Raw genomic sequence first — 17,468 nt, 5'->3', positions numbered from 1 at the left:
ACCGCCGTTGGAACGTCATTGGAAAAGGAACACCCCATGAGTGAGAGCCAGTCGTCTGAGAGCGTCGGAACCATGACCGTCGAACAGCTCCGAGGCTGGCTCCGCGACTGGGTCGCGGCCACCACCGGCCTGCCCGTCGAGGAGATCACCGGGGCGAAGCCGATGGAGAACTTCGGCCTGTCCTCCCGGGACGCGGTCGTCCTGTCCGGTGAGCTGGAGAACCTGCTCGGCGTGCAGCTCGACGCGACGATCACCTACGAGTACCCGACGATCGACGCGCTCGCGCAGCGCCTCATCGACGGGGAGCCGGCCACCCGCGAACGCACCCGCCCCCGCAGCCGCCACACCGGTTCCGGTGCGGCGACGCCGGGCACCCACGACATCGCGATCATCGGCATGGCGGGCCGTTTCCCGGGCGCCAACGACGTCGACGAGTACTGGACCATGCTCGTCGAGGGCCGTGACGGCACCGGCGAGCTGCCCATCGGCCGCTGGTCCGAGTACCTCGGCGACGAGGTCATGGCCCGGAAGATGGCCGAGCAGAACACCACCGGCGGCTACCTCGACGACATCTCCTCCTTCGACGCCGAGTTCTTCGGCCTGTCGCCGCTGGAGGCGGCGAACATGGACCCGCAGCAGCGCATCATGCTCGAGGTCACGTGGGAGGCCCTGGAGAACGCCCACCTGGCTCCCAGTGACCTGCGCGGCACCCCGGTCGGGGTGTTCCTCGGTTCCTCGAACAACGACTACGGCATGCTCATCACCGCCGATCCGGCGGAGGCGCACCCGTACGCGCTCACGGGCACGGCCAGCTCCATCATCCCGAACCGGATCTCCTACGCCTTCGACTTCCGCGGCCCCTCGGTGTCGGTGGACACCGCCTGCTCTTCCTCACTCGTCGCCGTCCATCAGGCGGTGCGTGCCCTGCGCGACGGTGACGCCGATGTCGCCGTCGCCGGCGGTGTCAACATCCTCGCCTCCCCGTTCGTCTCCACGGCGTTCGGCGAGCTCGGCGTCATCAGCCCCAGCGGCCACATCCACGCCTTCTCCGACGACGCCGACGGCTTCGTCCGCGCCGATGCGGCGGGTGCCGTGATCCTCAAGCGTGTCGACGACGCACTGGCCGACGGCGACGACATCCTCGCCGTGATCAAGGGGTCCGCCGTCAACTCCGACGGCCACTCCAACGGCCTCACCGCCCCCAACCCGGATGCCCAGATCGACGTCCTCGAACGCGCCTACGACGACGCCGGGGTCGACCCGGCCGAGGTGGACTACGTCGAGGCCCACGGCACCGGCACCATCCTGGGTGACCCCATCGAGGCCACCGCCCTCGGTGAGGTCCTCGGTCGCGGCCGCGAGCTCAAGCACCCGACGCTGCTCGGTTCCGCCAAGTCCAACATCGGCCACGCCGAGTCTGCGGCGGGTGCTGCCGGCCTCATCAAGGTGGTCCAGGCCCTCACTCACGGCGTCATCCCGCCGTCGGCGCACTTCGACGCCCCGAACCGCTACATCGACTTCGACGCCGAGCGCCTCGAGGTGGTCCAGGACCCGCGTGAGTGGCCCGAGTACTCCGGCCGCCGGATCGCCGGCGTCTCCGGCTTCGGCTTCGGCGGCACCAACGCCCACGTCGTCGTCTCATCCTTCGACCCCGCCGACTACGACGCCCCCGCCCAGGCGCAGGAGTCCCAGCTCACCGACCCCGAGCACCCCACCGCGGTGGCGCTGCCGGTGTCCGGCCTGCTGCCGTCGCGGCGTCGACAGGCGGCCGAGGATCTCGCCGAGTTTCTCGAGGGCCGCCCCGACACCGACCTCGTGCCGCTGGCCCGCTCACTGGCCCGCCGCAACCACGGCCGCTCCCGCGCCGTCGTCAGCGCCGAGACGGTGGAGGACGCCGTCAAGCGCCTGCGCCAGGTGGCCGACGGCAAGATCTCCGTCGGCATCGCCGCCGCCGACTCCCCGGCCGCCGTCGGCCCCGTGTTCGTCTACTCCGGTTTCGGGTCCCAGCACCGCAAGATGGCCAAGGAGCTCATCGAGTTCTCCCCGCTGTTCCTCGCGCGCATGGAGGAGCTCGACGCCCGCGTGGACCTGGAGTCCGGGTGGTCGGTCCTCGAGCTGATCCGCGACGACGAGCAGACCTACGACACCGAGACCGCCCAGGTCGCCATCACCGCCATCCAGATCGCCCTCACCGACCTGCTCGCCGCGTACGGTGCCACCCCGGCGGCCGTCGTCGGCATGTCCATGGGCGAGATCGCCGCGGCATACGCCGCCGGAGGCATCACCGCCGATGACGCCATGCTCATCGCCTGCCACCGCGCCCGTCTCATGGGCGAGGGCGAGAAGTCCCTGCCGGAGGATCAGCTCGGCGCCATGGCCGTCGTGGAACTGTCCACCGCCGACCTCGAGTCCCTCGGCGAGGCGGACGAGACCTTCGCCGACATCGAACCCGCCGTGTACGCCGGCCCCGGGATGACCACGGTGGGCGGACCGCGGCCGGCGGTCACCGCGCTCGTCGAGAAGCTCGAGGGGGAGGGCAAGTTCGCCCGCCTGCTCAACGTCAAGGGCGCCGGGCACACCTCGGCCGTCGAGCCGCTGCTCGGCGAGCTCGGATTCGAGGTCGCCGGGGTCACCCCACGGCCACTGACCGTCCCGCTGTACAGCTCCGTCGACCGTGGCGTGGTGCACGAGCCCGGCACCACCGTCCACGACGCCGACTACTGGCTGCGCATGACCCGCCAGCCGGTGTTCTTCCAGGACGCCACCGAGCAGGCCTTCGCGCACGGCCACACCATCCTCGTGGAGATCGCCCCCAACCCGGTGGCCATCATGGGCATGATGAACACGGCGTTCAGTGTGGGCAAGCCCGACGCACAGCTGCTCTACGTGCTCAAGCGCAAGGTCCCCACCGCCGAATCCGTCCGTGACCTGCTGGCCAAGCTCTACGCCGCCGGGCAGCCCGTCAACTTCGGCCTCGCCCACGGCGACGGTGAGGTTCTGCCGGCCCCGGGCCTGACGTGGAAGCACCAGCGCTACTGGACCAACGCGCGGCCGTCGTCCCACCGCGGCGCCGACCTGCCCGGTACCCGCGTCACCCTGCCGGGCGGCGTCACCGCCTTCACCACCAACGCCGACCAGGTGCCCTCCGCCCTCGCCCTGCTCGAGCGCGCGGCCGAGACCGTCGCACCGGAGGCCCAGCTCGTCGCCGCCGAGGAGCACGCCATGCTTCCGGCCGCCGGCGAGATCACCACCGTGGTCACCCGCACCATCGGCGGGCTGTCCATCGCCGTCCACCAGGTCACCGACACCGGCGTCACCTCGCTGCTCGCGGAGGGCTTCGCGACGTCGCTCAACCTCGGCACCCCGCGCACCACCCCGGGTGTGCAGGAACCGCAGGAGTCCCCGGCCTCCGCCGCGATGTTCCCCGAGGAGATCGAGGTCGAGGAGGTCCGCTGGGACCCCGCCTCCGGCGAATCCGTCGAGGACCGCCTGCGCACCATCGTCTCCGAGTCCATGGGCTACGACGTCGATGATCTGCCGCGCGAGCTGCCGCTCATCGATCTCGGCCTCGACTCCCTCATGGGCATGCGCATCAAGAACCGCGTGGAGAACGACTTCCAGATTCCGCCGCTGCAGGTGCAGGCGCTTCGCGACGCCTCCGTGGCCGACGTCGTCACCATGGTCGAGGAGGCCGTGGCGGCGAAGACCGCCGCCGGCGAGGGCACCCCGCTCATGGAGCCGGTAATGTCCGTCGACGCCGTCGTCGAGGCCCGCGAGGTCGCCGACTCGACCGACCCGGCCCCCGGCGCCGAGGACGGCCCGGAGGATGCCACGGGCGTCGGTGTCGCCCCGCGTGACGCCTCCGAGCGCATGGTCTTCGGCGCCTGGGCGTCCATCACCGGCACGGCACCGGCCGGCGTGACCAGCGCACTCCCGACGATCGACGCCGACACCGCCACGCAGATCGCGCAGCGCCTCACCGAACGCTCCGGCCTGGAGATCACCCCGCAGCAGGTGCTTGAGGTGTCCACCCTGGAACCGCTGGCCAACATCGTCCGCGAGGGCCTGGAGACCGAGGTCGAGGGCAACATCCGTGTCCTGCGCGCCCGCCAGGAGGGTGCCACCCGCCCGAGCGTGTTCATGTTCCACCCGGCCGGCGCCTCCACCGTGGTCTACCAGCCGCTCATGCGTCGCCTGCCCGAGGACGTCCCCGTCTACGGCGTCGAACGACTCGAGGGCAGCCTCGAGGACCGTGCCGCGGCCTACCTCGATGAGATCCGCCGCTACGCCGACGGTCGGCCAGTCGTCCTCGGCGGCTGGTCCTTCGGCGGCGCACTGGCCTACGAGGTCGCCCACCAGCTCAAGGACACCGACGTCGAGATCGCCTACATCGCGCTGCTCGACACCACCCAGCCGTCCGAGCCGGTGCCGGACACCATGGAGGAGACGAAGGCCCGCTGGACCCGCTACAGCGAGTTCGCGAAGAAGACCTACGGCCTCGACTTCCCCGTCCCCTTCGAGATCCTCGAGACCGCCGGCGAGGAGGCCATGCTCGGCATGCTCGAGCAGTTCCTCGCCACCACCGACGCCTCCGCCCACGGCCTGGCCGCCGGTGTCCTCGAGCACCAGCGCGCCTCCTTCGTGGACAACCGCATCCTGGACAAGCTGGACTTCCGACGCTGGGCCGATGTCGACGTCCCCGTCCTGCTCTTCCGCTCCGAGCGGATGCACGACGGCGCCATCGAACTGGAACCGGCCTACGCCTCGATTGACCCGGACGGCGGCTGGTCGGCTATCGTTGATCAACTGGATATCGTCCAGCTTGCAGGTGACCACCTCGCGGTCCCCGACGAGCCGGCCATCGGCGTCGTCGGCGCGCACATGACCCGGCGCATCGAGGAGCTGGACAGCTAGAAATCAGACATGGAATCGACTGGTGAATCGAGTGGTGATCAGTGACTGACAGCTCTGCGGCGAAATCGCCGGCTGACTCGACGGCCTCCAAGCTCGCCGACCTGCGGGCCCGCCTGGAGAAGGCGCAGGACCCGGGCAGCGAGCGCGCCCGCGCACGCCGCGACGAGGCCGGCCACACCACCCCGCGCCAGCGCATCAACGCGCTGCTCGACGAGGGTTCCTTCCTGGAGACCGGCGCCCTGGCCAAGACCCCGGGGGATGCCGACGCCGTCTACTCCGACGGTGTGGTCACCGGCTACGGCACCATCGACGGCCGCCCCGTCGCCATCTACGCCCACGACAAGACCGTCTACGGCGGTTCCGTCGGAGTGGCCTTCGGCCGCAAGGTGGTCGAGGTCATGGACATGGCCATCAAGATCGGCTGCCCGGTCATCGGCATCCAGGACTCCGGTGGTGCCCGCATTCAGGATGCGGTGACCTCACTGGCCATGTACTCCGAGATCTCCCGCCGCCAGCTGCCCCTGTCGGGCCGCAGCCCGCAGATCTCCATCATGCTGGGCAAGTCCGCCGGCGGCGCCGTCTACGCCCCGGTGACCACTGACTTCGTCATCGCCGTCGAGGGCCAGACGGAGATGTACGTCACCGGCCCCGCCGTCATCCGGGAGGTCACCGGAGAGGACGTCACCTCCGCCGAGCTCGGCGGCGCCCGCCAGCAGGAACTCAACGGCAACATCTCCGCGGTCGTGGGCAGTGAGGACGAGGCCTTCGACTTCGTCCGTGACCTCCTCGACCACCTCCCGTTGACCTGCAACGACCCCGCCCCGGTGTTCGGCGCCCCCAGTGACGAGGACGTCGCCGAGGAAGCCGCCCTCGACCTGTTCATGCCGGACGACTCCAACGCGGGCTACGACATGAACGATCTGCTGGTCCAGCTGGGTGATGACGACAACCTCGTGGAGATCCAGGCGAACTACGCGCCGAACCTCATCACCGCCTTCGGGCGTATCGACGGCCGTGCGGTCGGCTTCATCGCCAACAACCCCATGCACTTCGCCGGCTGCATCGACGCCGACGCCGCCGACAAGGGCGCCCGCTTCGTCCGCATCTGCGACGCCTACAACATCCCGCTCGTCTTCGTCGTGGACACCCCGGGATACCTGCCCGGTGTGGAGCAGGAGAAGGCGGGCCTCATCCACCGCGGTGCGAAGCTGGCCTTCGCCGTGGTCGAGGCGACCGTGCCCAAGATCACCCTCATCGTCCGCAAGGCCTACGGCGGTGCCTACGCCGTGATGGGCTCGAAGAACCTCTCGGGCGACATCAACCTCGCGTGGCCGAGCGCGCAGATCGCGGTCATGGGTTCGGCGGCCGCCGTGGTGATGATCCAGGGCAAGCAGCTTGCCGCTGCCCCGCCTGAGCAGCGGGACTACCTGAAGAAGATCTTCATGGACTTCTACGACGAGAACATGACCAGCCCCTACGTCGCCGCCGAACGTGGCTACATTGACGCCATGATCCAGCCGCGCGACACCCGCCTGGCACTGCGCCGCGCGGTGCGTCAGCTGGCGACCAAGGTGGAGCAGGATCTGCCGAAGAAGCACACCATCATGCCCATGTAAGGAATTTCTAAGGATGGGCACGGTTGAGGGGTCTACGCTGAACGCGAACATCTAGATGATTGCCCTCTCGACGTCGGCCGGTAGCAGGATCCGGTCGACGCTGGGGCGTGCCCCCAGGAGGTCGACGTGCCGCGGTACCTGTTCATCAATGAGAACATCGGTGGCCACCAGACCGTCCACGCAGCCCTCCGCCGCATCTTCGCCGACGTCGAGGGAATCGAGGTCGACTTCGTCGACGGCCAGCCGCCCGGCCTGCTGGGTAGGATCCTCCGCGCCCCCGTGCCCGGCCTCGCCAGGCTGGACCTGGACCTGCAGCCCCTCCGCTCCCAGCTCGTGCACTCCGCCGGGATCCGTCGCCAGGTGAAGAAGCGGCTGGCCGACGGGAACGTCGACGCCATCCACCTGTACACCCAGAACGCCATGCTCGGTGGGTCCCGGCTGCTGGCGCAGCTGCCCACCGTCATCACCACGGACAGCACCGGCCGACTCAACGCGTTCAGCCTGCCCTACCGCCCGCCGACGCGGTTCTCCGCAGCCATGAGTCGCGTCGCCCTGCTTTTCGAACGACCCGTCCTCGAGCAGGCGCACATGGTGTTCGCCAACACCCGGCAGGTCGTCGAGTCGCTGCGCTCGGCCGACTACCGGTTTCCCGCCCAGCGGGTCCGCCACCTCGAACTGGGCATCTTCTCGCCCTACCTCGGGCAGCCCCCGGCCCCGCGTGACCCGGGCCGCCGCCCCACCATCGTCTTCATCGGCGCGACCCTGGAACGCAAGGGCGGGACCGTGCTGCTCGACATCTGGCGCGAGCACCTCCGGGAGCTGGCGGACCTGCCCCTCATCACCTTCGAGCAGGTGCCCGCCGAACCGGGCCTGACCGTGGTCAACGACCTGCGCCAGGGCGACCAGCGACTGTGGGGCATCCTCGCCGACGCGGACCTCATGTGCTTCCCCTCGGTCATTGACCAGGCCCCCAACGCCGTCCTCGAGGCCATGGTCGCGGAACTGCCCGTCGTCGCGCACCCGGTCGGTGCCATCCCCGAGATGATCGTCGACGGAGAGACCGGCATCCTCGTCGAGCCGGGGGACACCGACGCCCTCACCGAGGCCCTGCGCCAGCTGATCACGGACACCGAGCTGCGGGCCCGGATGGGCCGGGCGGGGCGCGAGCGCGTCATCGAGCGCTACAACATGGTCGATTCGGCCCGGGTGATCCTCGATGAGCTGGACGCCGCGACGCACGCCCGCACCGACACCGTGTCGCCGCCGGCCGGCGGCGGGGACGACGCGGATGAGCTGGTCTTCGGCATCGAGTCTGACCTCTCGGAGCAGTTCCTCGGGGAGTGGTCGGACCTGGCGGAGCGCACCGGCCGCCGTAGTGCCTCCCGACCCGCCTACGGCGCGACCTGGCAGGAGCACCTGGGTAAAGGCCGGCCGGCGATCGCCACCGTCCGACGCGCCGGTGAGCTCGTCGCCCTGCTCCCGCTCCAGGCCCGCGGCAGCGGCTCCCTGCACTGGAACACCGTCCACCGCCTCCTCGGCCACGGGCTGGGCACCGTCGGCGAGGCACTGGCCACTGATCCCGCCGCCCTGCGCGGTCTCATCACCGGCCTGCACGACAACGACGTCATGCTCGACCTCACCCACCTGCCGCAGGATTCACCCCTGCTGCAGGGCCTGCTCGACGCCGGCGACTGGTTGGTCGAGTTCACCGTCGACGAGCGCTGCCCGGTCATCGAGTGCCCGCCCGGAGTCATCGCCCGGGACCTGCGCAGCGCCAAGTCGATCCGACGATTCCGGGTGGCCCGGGAACGCACCGCGGCCGCCCACGGGGAGGTCGGCTTCGTCGTCGTCCGTACGCCGGAGGAACTGGACCGGCACTGGGCTGAGATCCGGGACCTGGCGGACCTGGCCCGGGGGGACAACCCCGGCACCCTCAACCTCCTCGGCGCAACTCACGAACCCTTCAGCCGTGACTACCTCACCCGGGAGGCCGCCGGTGGACACCTCATCCTCATCGGCCTGACCGTCGGCGACCGGTGGGTCGCCTGCTCGGTCATGGTGACCACCGGTGCCCGGGCCGAGGGCTGGTTCACCTGCCACGACCCGGAGTTCCGGGATCTCATCCCCGGCCACCAGCTCATCGAGTACATCGTCGACCACCACGACGAGCTGGGGGTGACGTTCATCGACGAGATGATCGGCGCCAGCCCCTACAAGCTGGACTGGCAGACCGGCGGGTACCAGGTGGGTACGGTCCGGGCCGTCCCCGTGCGCCCCGGAGGGCGCGGGCGCAGCCGGGCCCGGGCGCGGCTGCGCACCCTGGATGCGCTCACGCGCGCCACCGATATGGTGGGGAGGCTGCGACGCTGATGCAGCAGGACAGGACAGAAGAGACCGCGTCCGAGACGAAGCGGCTGTTCAGCAGCAGCACCGCCCTCATCATCGGGCGGCTGGCCACCGCCGTGTTCGGCTGGGCCGGCAGCGTCATCATCGCCCGTACCCTCAGTCCCGATGACTGGGGCCGCTACTCCTTCGTCTTCGCCCTGCTCGGAATCACGTCCGTCATCACCGACCTGGGCGTGGGCCGTGTCGTACTGGCCCGACTCAATTCCGAGGACCCCGACGAGATCGCGGGGATCTCCGGGTCCTTCATCGCGCTGCGCACCACCCTGGGATTCCTCGGCTACGGCATCGCCGTCGGCTACGCCTGGCTCACCGGCCTCGCTCCGCTCGTCGTGCTCGCCGCCGCCCTGGCGGGGTCGACGGTGGTGCTCGCCACCCCGGCGAACGCCCTGTTCGTGCTGTACCAGAGTCGACTGCGACTGACGTACGTGGCGGTGTGGGACATCATCGGCCAGATCATCCAGTTCCTGGGAATCCTCGCGGTCGCGACGTGGCACCCCTCGCTGCTGTGGTTCATCCTGCCCGCCATCCTCCGGGAGGTCGTGGTCATCATCGCCCGGGCCGTGGGGGTGCCGGGCCTGTTCGCGCCGGGCGCGCGGCCGTCGCGACGCCACCTCACGCGCTACTGGGGGGAGATGCTGCGGGAGGCCATCCCGATCTCCATCGGTTTCGCCCTGCTCACGCTGCTCGAACGCATCGACATGCTCATGCTCGAACGGCTGGGCACCTACGAGGCGGTCGGCCTCTACGCGGTGGGTTACAAGTTCTCCGACCTGCTGGCGCTGGTGGTCAGCGCGCTGGCGATTCCGTACACGACGGTGCTCATCAAGGCGTGGCCGAACCGGACCGAGGAGTTCCGGGAGCGGGTCTACCAGTCCATCGCCGTCGCCGCGCTGCTCGGTGGCCTGGCGGTGGTGGTCTTCTGGCCGGCCGCCCGGGGAGTGGTCACCCTGCTCTACGGTGACCAGTTCGCCCCGGCAGCCACCGCGGCGGCGCTGCTCGTCACGGCGAGTGCCCTCTCAGGCCTGCTCTACGTGGTGGTCTCCGCGCTCATCGCCGCCCGGAAGCTGCGGGTGTTCCCGTGGATCGCCGCCGCGGGTCTGCTCCTCAACATCGGCCTCAACGCGTTGCTCATCCCTGAGTGGTCCATCCTCGGTGCCGCCACGGCCACCCTGACCACCCAGGTGATCATGCTCGTGTCCATGCTGCTGCTCCTGCAGTTCACGCTCGGGATCCCCGGTGTCGCCCCGTGGGGACTGCTGCTGCGCCAGTGCGCGGTGGCGGCGATCGTGGCGGTGAGCGCCACCTCGCTGCACGCCGCGGGGGAGTGGTCGTGGCTGGTGGTGAGCCTGCTCGCGGGAGGGGCGCACCTGGTGATCTCGATGGGCGTCGATAAGCAGGTGCGGGCGCTGGTGCTCGCACCCCTGCGGAAGGGAAGTGACTGATGAGTCGGCTACGGAGTTTCGGGAGTCGGTTTGCGCGCTCGGGCATCGTCCTCGCGTACCACGACATCATCGCCAACGACGAGACCCCCTACCTCTACGCCGTGCGGGCCGCCACCTTCATCCGGCAGCTCGACGCCGTGGCGGCGCTGGGGTACCGCTTCGATTCCTTCGCCAACGTCGCGGCCGACATCATCGCCGGCCGCAGCGTCGGCGGGCGGGCGGTCGTGCAGTTCGACGACGCCCTCGTCGGTGTCATCCGGCACGCGGCGCCCATCCTCGCCGAGCGAGGCATCCCGTGGACCCTGCTGCCCGTCACCGAGCGCACCGGCGTCTCACCCGACTGGTGGCCGGAGGCCCGCGGCGTCACCCGCACCATGACCCGCCCCGAGATCGACGAGGCCTTCGCCGCCGGCGCGGAACTGGCCGGCCACACCGCCACCCACGCCTCCCTGCCCGGCCTGTCGGACGAGCGACTCCACGCCGAACTCCACACCTCCCGGCAGGTGCTGTCCGACTGGTCCGGCCGGGAGGTCCTCGACCTGTGCTACCCCTTCGGCCACACCGACCCCCGGGTCCGTGTCCACGCCGCCCGCGCCGGATTCCGGACGGGGTGGACCTTCACCAACGGCCGCTGTGCCCCGGGCGATGACCTGTACACCCTGCGCCGGCTGGCCATGCACGAGAACGTCGTGTCCTCGCTGCTGTGGCGCAGCCTGCTGCGCCCGGCCTGGTCCTGGCCCACCCCGGTCGACCACGACCCCGGCTTCGCCCGGCCCGACGGACACGGCGGGTACACCACCGACCCAGAGGAGAAGCAGTCATGAGCGCCCTCATTGTCACCGGTCTGATCTGCGGACTCATCTTCCTCGCCGCCCTCAAACGACCGCAGTGGGGAGTATTGGCCATCGCCGCGCTCGTGCCCTTCCACGGCCTGCTCATCATCGCGCCGGTCGCGCTGAGCCTGTGGAAGGAGGCGGCGGTCCTCGCGGTCGCGGTGGCCGCGCTGCTGGCCTCCCGCGCCCGCGACCGGGCGACCGTCGCCCCGTGGCTGGCACCTGCCGCGGTGCTCGTCCTCTTCGGGGTGATCTCGACGGTGTGGGTTCTGCGGACGAATGCCGGCTTCCCCATCAAGATCGCGTTCTTCTACCTGCTCGTGGCCGTCATCGTCTACTACCACCCGTTCACCCGGCGGGACAAGGATCATCTGGTGACCATCCTGCTCACCACGGGCACCCTCAGCGCCCTGTTCGGCCTGGCACAGCAGGTCCTCGGCGGGGAACGCCTCGTGGAGATGGGCTATGACTGGAACGAGTCACTGCGTACGACGGGCCCGTTGCTGCGCAGCTTCGGCACGTTCAACCAGCCCTTCCCCTTCGGTCTCTACCTCATGCTCGTGCTGGTGGTGGTGGGCACGGTGGCGCTGTCGCAGCCGGGTCGTCTGCGCTCGCGGATCTTCTGGCTCCTTTCTCCGGTGCTGGTCGCGGCGATGCTGTCCTCAGTCGTCCGTGCCGCGTTCGTCGGGCTGATCGTCGCGGTGTTCGTTGTCGGCGTGATCATCCACCGCCGCCTGCTCATCTACGCCGGCATCCTCCTCGCGGCGGTCGTGGTGGCCATCCCCTTCGCGGTGGCGGTCGATCAGCGGGGCGTGCTCGCCGCCCTGTTCTCCTCCAGCAGTCTCGAGGACCGTGGCGGCCACTGGGCGGCGACGCTGCCGCGGATGCTCGTCCGGCCGTTGGGTGACGGGTTGGGGACCACCGGCTCCGCGGCGGAGAAGGTCCTCGAAGCCTTCTACCCGCGTACCGGCCTGTACCAGCCGGACAACCAGTACCTCAAGGTCGGCCTGGAGCTGGGTGTGCTCGGCCTGGCGCTCTACGCCGTCACCATCGGCATGGCGATCGTGGTGCTGCGCCGGGTGATCCGGGTGGTGCGCGATCCGCTCGAGCAGGGGGTCGCCGCGGGTGTTCTGGCGGCGACGGCCGCCGCGTGCGTGGCCGCGGCTTTCTCCACCTACCTGGAGATCTTCCCCATGGACTTCTTCTTCTGGTTCCTGCTGGCCGTGGCGGCGTCGCTGCCCCGGGAGGAGGCGAGGGCCGTCGGTGGCTGGCGACGGGAACGGAATCCGGAACGCCGGGCGCGGCAGGAGAGACGTGAGGCGCTGGGGGAGGTGAGACGCGGCAGGACGTACGTACCGATGATTCGTCCGTGACCCACAGGTGAGCCTGTAGTAACTTTGTATCGATATACGGGGCCGTGATCGGCCGTGAGCGTTCAGGAGAGCAACAACATGTCAGAACACAACCCCGGGGAGTCTCGTACGTCCGCAGGTGCGGACGTTGCGTCCGCACCGCTGGACATAGGACTCATTGTCCGTTCATTTCTCCGGACAGCACCCCTCGCCCTCGGCGGCGCGGTCCTCGCGAGCGCGGTGACCGCCGGTGTTCTGCTGGGCGTGGATCCGCAGTACGAGGTCAACACCGAGGTGTCCGTGGGTTCCCCGATGGACAGCAGCCTCGACTTGGAGTCCCGGGACATCATCGGCCTACTTTACGCCTCCATCGTCCAGGACCAGGGCACCCAGAACTCCGTCCGGGAAGCCACCGGCATCGACGAGTACACGGTGGCCACCCAGAAGACCTCGGTGCCGGGCGTGATCAACGTCCGGATCCGGGCGGAGAGCCCGGAGAACGCGCAGCGGGTCACGGATGCCGTGGTCGAGTCGATGAAGAACCGCAGCGACTACCTCAACCTCGAGTCCTCCCGCGTCCTCGCGGAGGGGCAGGCCCGGCAGATCCGTGATCTGGAGACGGAGATGGCGGAGCGCTTCGCCTCGGACCCCTACGCCGACGTGTCCGGTCTGCAGAGCCAGATCGACCAGATCCGGGAGAGTGACGGCGAGGCCACACAGGTGGTGCAGCCGGTCGTGTTCGCCCAGAACAACAACGGCGGGGAGGTGGCATGGCCGAAGATCGCTCCGACCAGCCTCGTCGTCGGCCTGGCCACGTTCCTGCTGCTGCAGATCCCGCTGACCATCTGGGGGCTGATGCGCAAGCGGCGGGCGGATGCCCTGTGGCTGCGGGTCACCAGTCGCCGCTTCGGGGTGGAGAGCGAGATCGCGGAGGCCGTCGACGGCGGCCTGCCGCCCCTGACCGAGTCCCGGGTGGTGGGCGTGCTGTCGCAGTGCGGCACCGTCATCATCCTCGGCGAGGTCGATCCGCACCAGGAGTTCGGCGACCACGATCCGGACCGGGTCCAGCTCGCCGACTTCGACGCGAAGTGGTGGCGGGAGATCCCGCCGGACGCCATCAACCTCGGCATCGTGGTCATCGACCAGGGTGACCGGTCCGCGGAGATGGCCACCGACGCGGTGGAGCGCCTCGTGGAGAGTGACATCCCCACGATCCTGGTCATGCGCCGCAAGAGGCGGGACCACCCGCGACCGACGGAAGAGGAGGAGTTCCATGCAGCCACGAGTGGCGATCGCGCATGAGCGCCTGACCGACGTCGCCGGCAGTGAGCACGTCGTCGAGCAGCTCGCCCGGACCTGGCCGGGCTCCACCGTCCACGTGCCCTTCGCCCGGGAGGAGGGCATCCCGCCGGGCATCACCGGCCGCGTCCACACCAGCCCCGTCCAGCGCCTCTACGACGCGCTCGGGCAGCGCGGTCACGCCCCGCTCATGCCACTGGTGCCATGGGCCCTGCAGCATGCGTCACTGGACTCCTCGCTTATCGACGCCCTCGTGGTCTCCCACCACGCCTTCGCCCTCGCTGCGGTGGGCGCCGTGGACGTTCCCTCCGTGGCCTACGTCCATTCCCCCGCCCGGTGGGCGTGGGATCCGCAGTTCCGCCGCGGTGAGGCCGACAACCGGGTCAAGTCCGCCGCCCTCACCGCCCTGTCCACCTGGGCCCGCCGCAACGAGCGCCGCTGGGCCCCGGAGGTCACCTCCGTCGTAGCCAACTCCACGGCGGTGAAGGCCCGCATCGAGAACTGGTGGGACCGCGAGGCCCAGGTGGTCCACCCGCCGGTGGACACGAGCTACTTCACCCCGGACCCGGCCGTGCCCAAGGGCGACTACTTCGTCGCCGTGGGTCGCCTGGTCCCGTACAAGAAGGTGCCGTTGGCGGTCGAGGCCGCCGTCCGTGCCGGGGTCCGGCTCATCGTCGTGGGTGACGGCCGGGACATGGCGGCCGCCCGCGCCGTCGCGGGCCCGGGCGTGGAGTTCACCGGCCGGGCGCCGGGGGAGCAGATGCGCGACCTCATGCGCGGGGCACGCGCCCTGCTCATGCCCGGCGAGGAGGACTTCGGCATCGTGCCCGTCGAGGCCATGGCCTGCGGCACCCCGGTCATCGCCCTGGGTCGGGGCGGGGCGGTGGACACCGTCCGGCCGGGTGACACCGGCGTCCACGTCCACGGCGAGACGGACGCGGAGATCGTCGCCGGGTTCGCCGAGGCGATGCGGGACTTCGATGACGCGAGGTTCCGTACCGACCGGCTGCAGGAGTGGGCCGCGGACTTCTCACCCGCCAACTTCCGGCGTCGGATGGCCGACGTCGTGGCGCAGGTGCTGTAGCTCAGCGCAGGGTGTCGTAGACGGCCATCGTGGCTGCGGCGGTGTTCGCCCACGTCAGGCTGGCCACCTGCTCGACGGCGCGGGTGCGCAGGTCGGTGCGGAAGGCGGCGTCGTCAAGCGCCGGGGACAGCGCCTCACGCCAGCGGTCCGGATTGAGCCCGCCGACGACCACCGCGCCGTCACCGACGGCCTCGGGAATGCCGCCGACGGCGCTGGCCACGACGACCGCGCCGCAGGCCATGGCCTCCACCGGGGGCAGGCCGAACCCCTCGTAGGAGGACGCGTAGGCGACGACCGTCGCCGCCCGGTAGAGCGCCGGGATGTCCGCCAGGTCGATGTATCCGAGACCGATCGAGCCCGCCGGGCGGTGCGGGCTGTCGGTGTTCCCGCCGGCCAGGACGAGGGGCACGCCGAGACGGCTGAGGGCATCATTGACGATGTCCGGCCGCTTCCGCGGTTCCAGTGTCCCCAGCTGCAGGACGAAACGCTCCGGCAGCCGGTACTTCTCCCGGACCTGCGTCACCTCCTCCTCGGCGGGGATCCGGGCCCACGGTGCCGGTGCCAGGGGGGTGACGGTGGCGGTCCGGCCGGTCAAGGCCTGGATCCGCTCCGCCGTGAACTCCGAGACCGCGATGAGTGCATCGGCGCGCCGCAGGGAGGATCGCAGCAGCTGCTGCTCGCCCACGGCTCGCAGGCGGGACATGGCCCAGGGGGTGTCGAAGACGGACATGTCGTGGACCGTGCTCACCGTGGCCGAGCGCTGCCGCAGCGGCAGGTCGACGTCGAGGCCGTGGAAGATGTCGGCCTCGACCGGGCGCAGGCCCTCGAGGGCGCGGCGCACGCCGGAGGCCACCGGACGGGTGACCGGGGTGACGGTGTCGGGCAGTTCCGTGGTCGCGTCCTCCTGCACCACCGCCGACAGGCTGAGGTCACGGGCGTCGGCGAGGGCGGCGACCTCACGGACCAGCTCCCGCTGGTAGGTCTGGACCCCGCTGCCGTTGGGGCGCAGCGCCAGGGCCCCGAAAACGAGGCGGCGGGTCATGCGCCGGTGCCGCCGACGACGGCGCGGAAGGTGAGGACGAGGATCTTCAGGTCCAGCCAGGGAGACCAGTTCTCGATGTAGTCGTTGTCGTAGAGGACCCGGTCGGCGATGGAGGTGTCCCCCCGCAGGCCGTTGATGGCGGCCCAGCCGGTCAGCCCCACCGGGACACGGTGGCGGGCGTGGTAGCCGGCGTACTCCTCGCCGAAGAGCTCGACGAACTTCGGGCGCTCCGGTCGGGGCCCGACCAGCGCCATGTCGCCGCGGATGACGTTGAGGATCTGGGGGAACTCGTCGAGGGAGAATCGTCGCATGATGCGACCGAGCCTACTGATCCGCTGGTCGCCGGCGATGCTCCACCGGGTGTCGCCCTCATTCGGCGTGGCCGGCGACATGCTGCGGAACTTCAGCAGCTCGAAGGGTTTGCCGTCGAGGCCGATGCGGGTCTGCCGGAACAGGACGGGGGCGGACGGGTTGTCCAGCTTCACCAGTAGTGCGAGGACCGCCATGACCGGCGCGAGCGGGATCATCGCCAGCAGGGAGACGACGATGTCGAAGGGGCGCTTGAGCTGCCACGCGAGACTGCGGTGGGCGGAGCGGTTGATCCGGCGCAGCGGGACGGCGCCGATGGACTCGGTGAGCTCATCCCGGTCATGCACCTGGTGCAGGCGGGGGATGATGTAGAGATCGGACTCCTCGCGGACGCAGGCCCGGAGGGTGGAGACCAGCTGCTCTTCGTTGTAGTCCGAGAACGCGATGATGACCGTCTCGGCCTGGTGCTGCTGCAGCAGCTTGGGGAAGTCGGAGTCGAGGACGTCGACGGCGATGCTGGGGACGTCCGGCGACAGAGCGGAGGCCCGGTCGACGATGGCGAGCGGGCGCAGGCCGTACTCCGGGTTCTCCCGCAGCGTCGTGCCCAGATCCCGGCCCAGGTCACAGGAGCCGAGGATGAGGGTGCGCTTGAGCAGCTCCGGGCGACGCCGGCGGATCCAGCGCTGGACGACGGTGCCGACGATGCGCACGGCCCCGAGGGACACCGCCATGAGGGCGGCGAAGGTGAGGATGTCGCCGGACTCCGGGCCCGGGTTGATGAGCGAGACCGCGATGGTGGCGATGGCGGCCGCGGCGACCAGGCGGCGGGGAAGCTCGTCCAGGGAGGAGATGCCCAGCCGGAAACGGTAGATGTGCGGGAACACCGAGAAGGCGATGCCCACAGCCAGGGCGGTGAGGATCGGGTACGGCAGGCCGGACACCGCGCACACCAGGGCGATGACCGTGAGGTCGGCGAGGCGCTGCCACGGCTCCGCCACGTAGGAGTGCAGCCGCATCCACATCGAGCGGTGGCTGCCCTGTCCGGGGACGGTGGGGGAAGTGGGGGTGTGCGCGACGGTGTTGGCGTCGGCGGGAGAGTCAGCTGGCTCTGCGCCGTGGTCTCCGGTGGTGGGGAGATCAGGCCGAGTGAGCAGCTTCTTCATTGTGGTGC

At 70.2% G+C, this 17,468-nt stretch carries 10 protein-coding genes; 8 read left to right on the top strand and 2 right to left on the bottom strand.

Annotation, left to right across the window (positions count from 1 at the left end; all coding sequences use genetic code 11):
- Positions 1 to 72: 72 nt before the first annotated feature.
- From pks13 to QP029_RS03145, 8 genes are all read left to right on the top strand, one after another.
- Positions 73 to 4,914: a polyketide synthase Pks13 gene (pks13, locus tag QP029_RS03180; RefSeq protein ID WP_432418715.1), complete on the top strand. Its 4,842-nt coding sequence runs from the start codon at positions 73 to 75 to the stop codon at positions 4,912 to 4,914.
- 41 nt (positions 4,915 to 4,955) lie between these two features.
- A complete protein-coding gene (locus QP029_RS03175; protein WP_284875421.1) occupies positions 4,956 to 6,530 on the top strand; it encodes an acyl-CoA carboxylase subunit beta in 1,575 nt (524 codons plus the stop codon).
- A 126-nt stretch (positions 6,531 to 6,656) separates the two neighbouring features.
- Complete coding sequence (locus QP029_RS03170; protein ID WP_284875420.1) at positions 6,657 to 8,900, top strand: GNAT family N-acetyltransferase; 2,244 nt, start codon at positions 6,657 to 6,659, stop codon at positions 8,898 to 8,900.
- Positions 8,900 to 10,378 (top strand): flippase, encoded by a 1,479-nt coding sequence (locus QP029_RS03165; RefSeq protein WP_284875419.1) that lies wholly within the window; start codon positions 8,900 to 8,902, stop codon positions 10,376 to 10,378. Before QP029_RS03170 ends, QP029_RS03165 begins: the two co-directional genes overlap by 1 nt.
- Positions 10,378 to 11,202, top strand: a complete 825-nt coding sequence (locus tag QP029_RS03160) for a polysaccharide deacetylase family protein (protein ID WP_284875418.1) — start codon at positions 10,378 to 10,380, stop codon at positions 11,200 to 11,202. The genes QP029_RS03165 and QP029_RS03160 overlap by 1 nt, the downstream gene beginning before the upstream one ends.
- Complete coding sequence (locus tag QP029_RS03155) at positions 11,199 to 12,584, top strand: O-antigen ligase family protein (protein ID WP_284875417.1); 1,386 nt, start codon at positions 11,199 to 11,201, stop codon at positions 12,582 to 12,584. The genes QP029_RS03160 and QP029_RS03155 overlap by 4 nt, the downstream gene beginning before the upstream one ends.
- A gap of 219 nt (positions 12,585 to 12,803) precedes the next feature.
- Positions 12,804 to 13,865, top strand: a complete 1,062-nt coding sequence (locus tag QP029_RS03150) for a hypothetical protein (protein ID WP_284875416.1) — start codon at positions 12,804 to 12,806, stop codon at positions 13,863 to 13,865.
- Complete coding sequence (locus tag QP029_RS03145) at positions 13,837 to 14,946, top strand: glycosyltransferase (protein ID WP_284875415.1); 1,110 nt, start codon at positions 13,837 to 13,839, stop codon at positions 14,944 to 14,946. Before QP029_RS03150 ends, QP029_RS03145 begins: the two co-directional genes overlap by 29 nt.
- Position 14,947: 1 nt before the next feature.
- Here the strand turns inward: QP029_RS03145 and QP029_RS03140 are convergent, their stop codons facing one another.
- Entirely contained in the window at positions 14,948 to 15,988 is a 1,041-nt protein-coding gene (locus QP029_RS03140; RefSeq protein ID WP_284875414.1) for a glycosyltransferase family 4 protein, read from the bottom strand.
- Positions 15,985 to 17,460 carry a sugar transferase gene (locus tag QP029_RS03135; protein WP_284875413.1) on the bottom strand — a complete coding sequence of 492 codons (1,476 nt, stop codon included), beginning with the start codon at positions 17,458 to 17,460 and terminating at the stop codon, positions 15,985 to 15,987. Before QP029_RS03135 ends, QP029_RS03140 begins: the two co-directional genes overlap by 4 nt.
- Between the last annotated feature and the right edge of the window lie 8 nt (positions 17,461 to 17,468).

Origin of the sequence: Corynebacterium suedekumii (assembly GCF_030252185.1) — a bacterium.
GTDB classification, from domain to species: domain Bacteria; phylum Actinomycetota; class Actinomycetes; order Mycobacteriales; family Mycobacteriaceae; genus Corynebacterium; species Corynebacterium suedekumii.
Note: the sequence above shows the minus strand (reverse complement) of the source record. Positions and strands in the feature narration are given on the sequence as shown.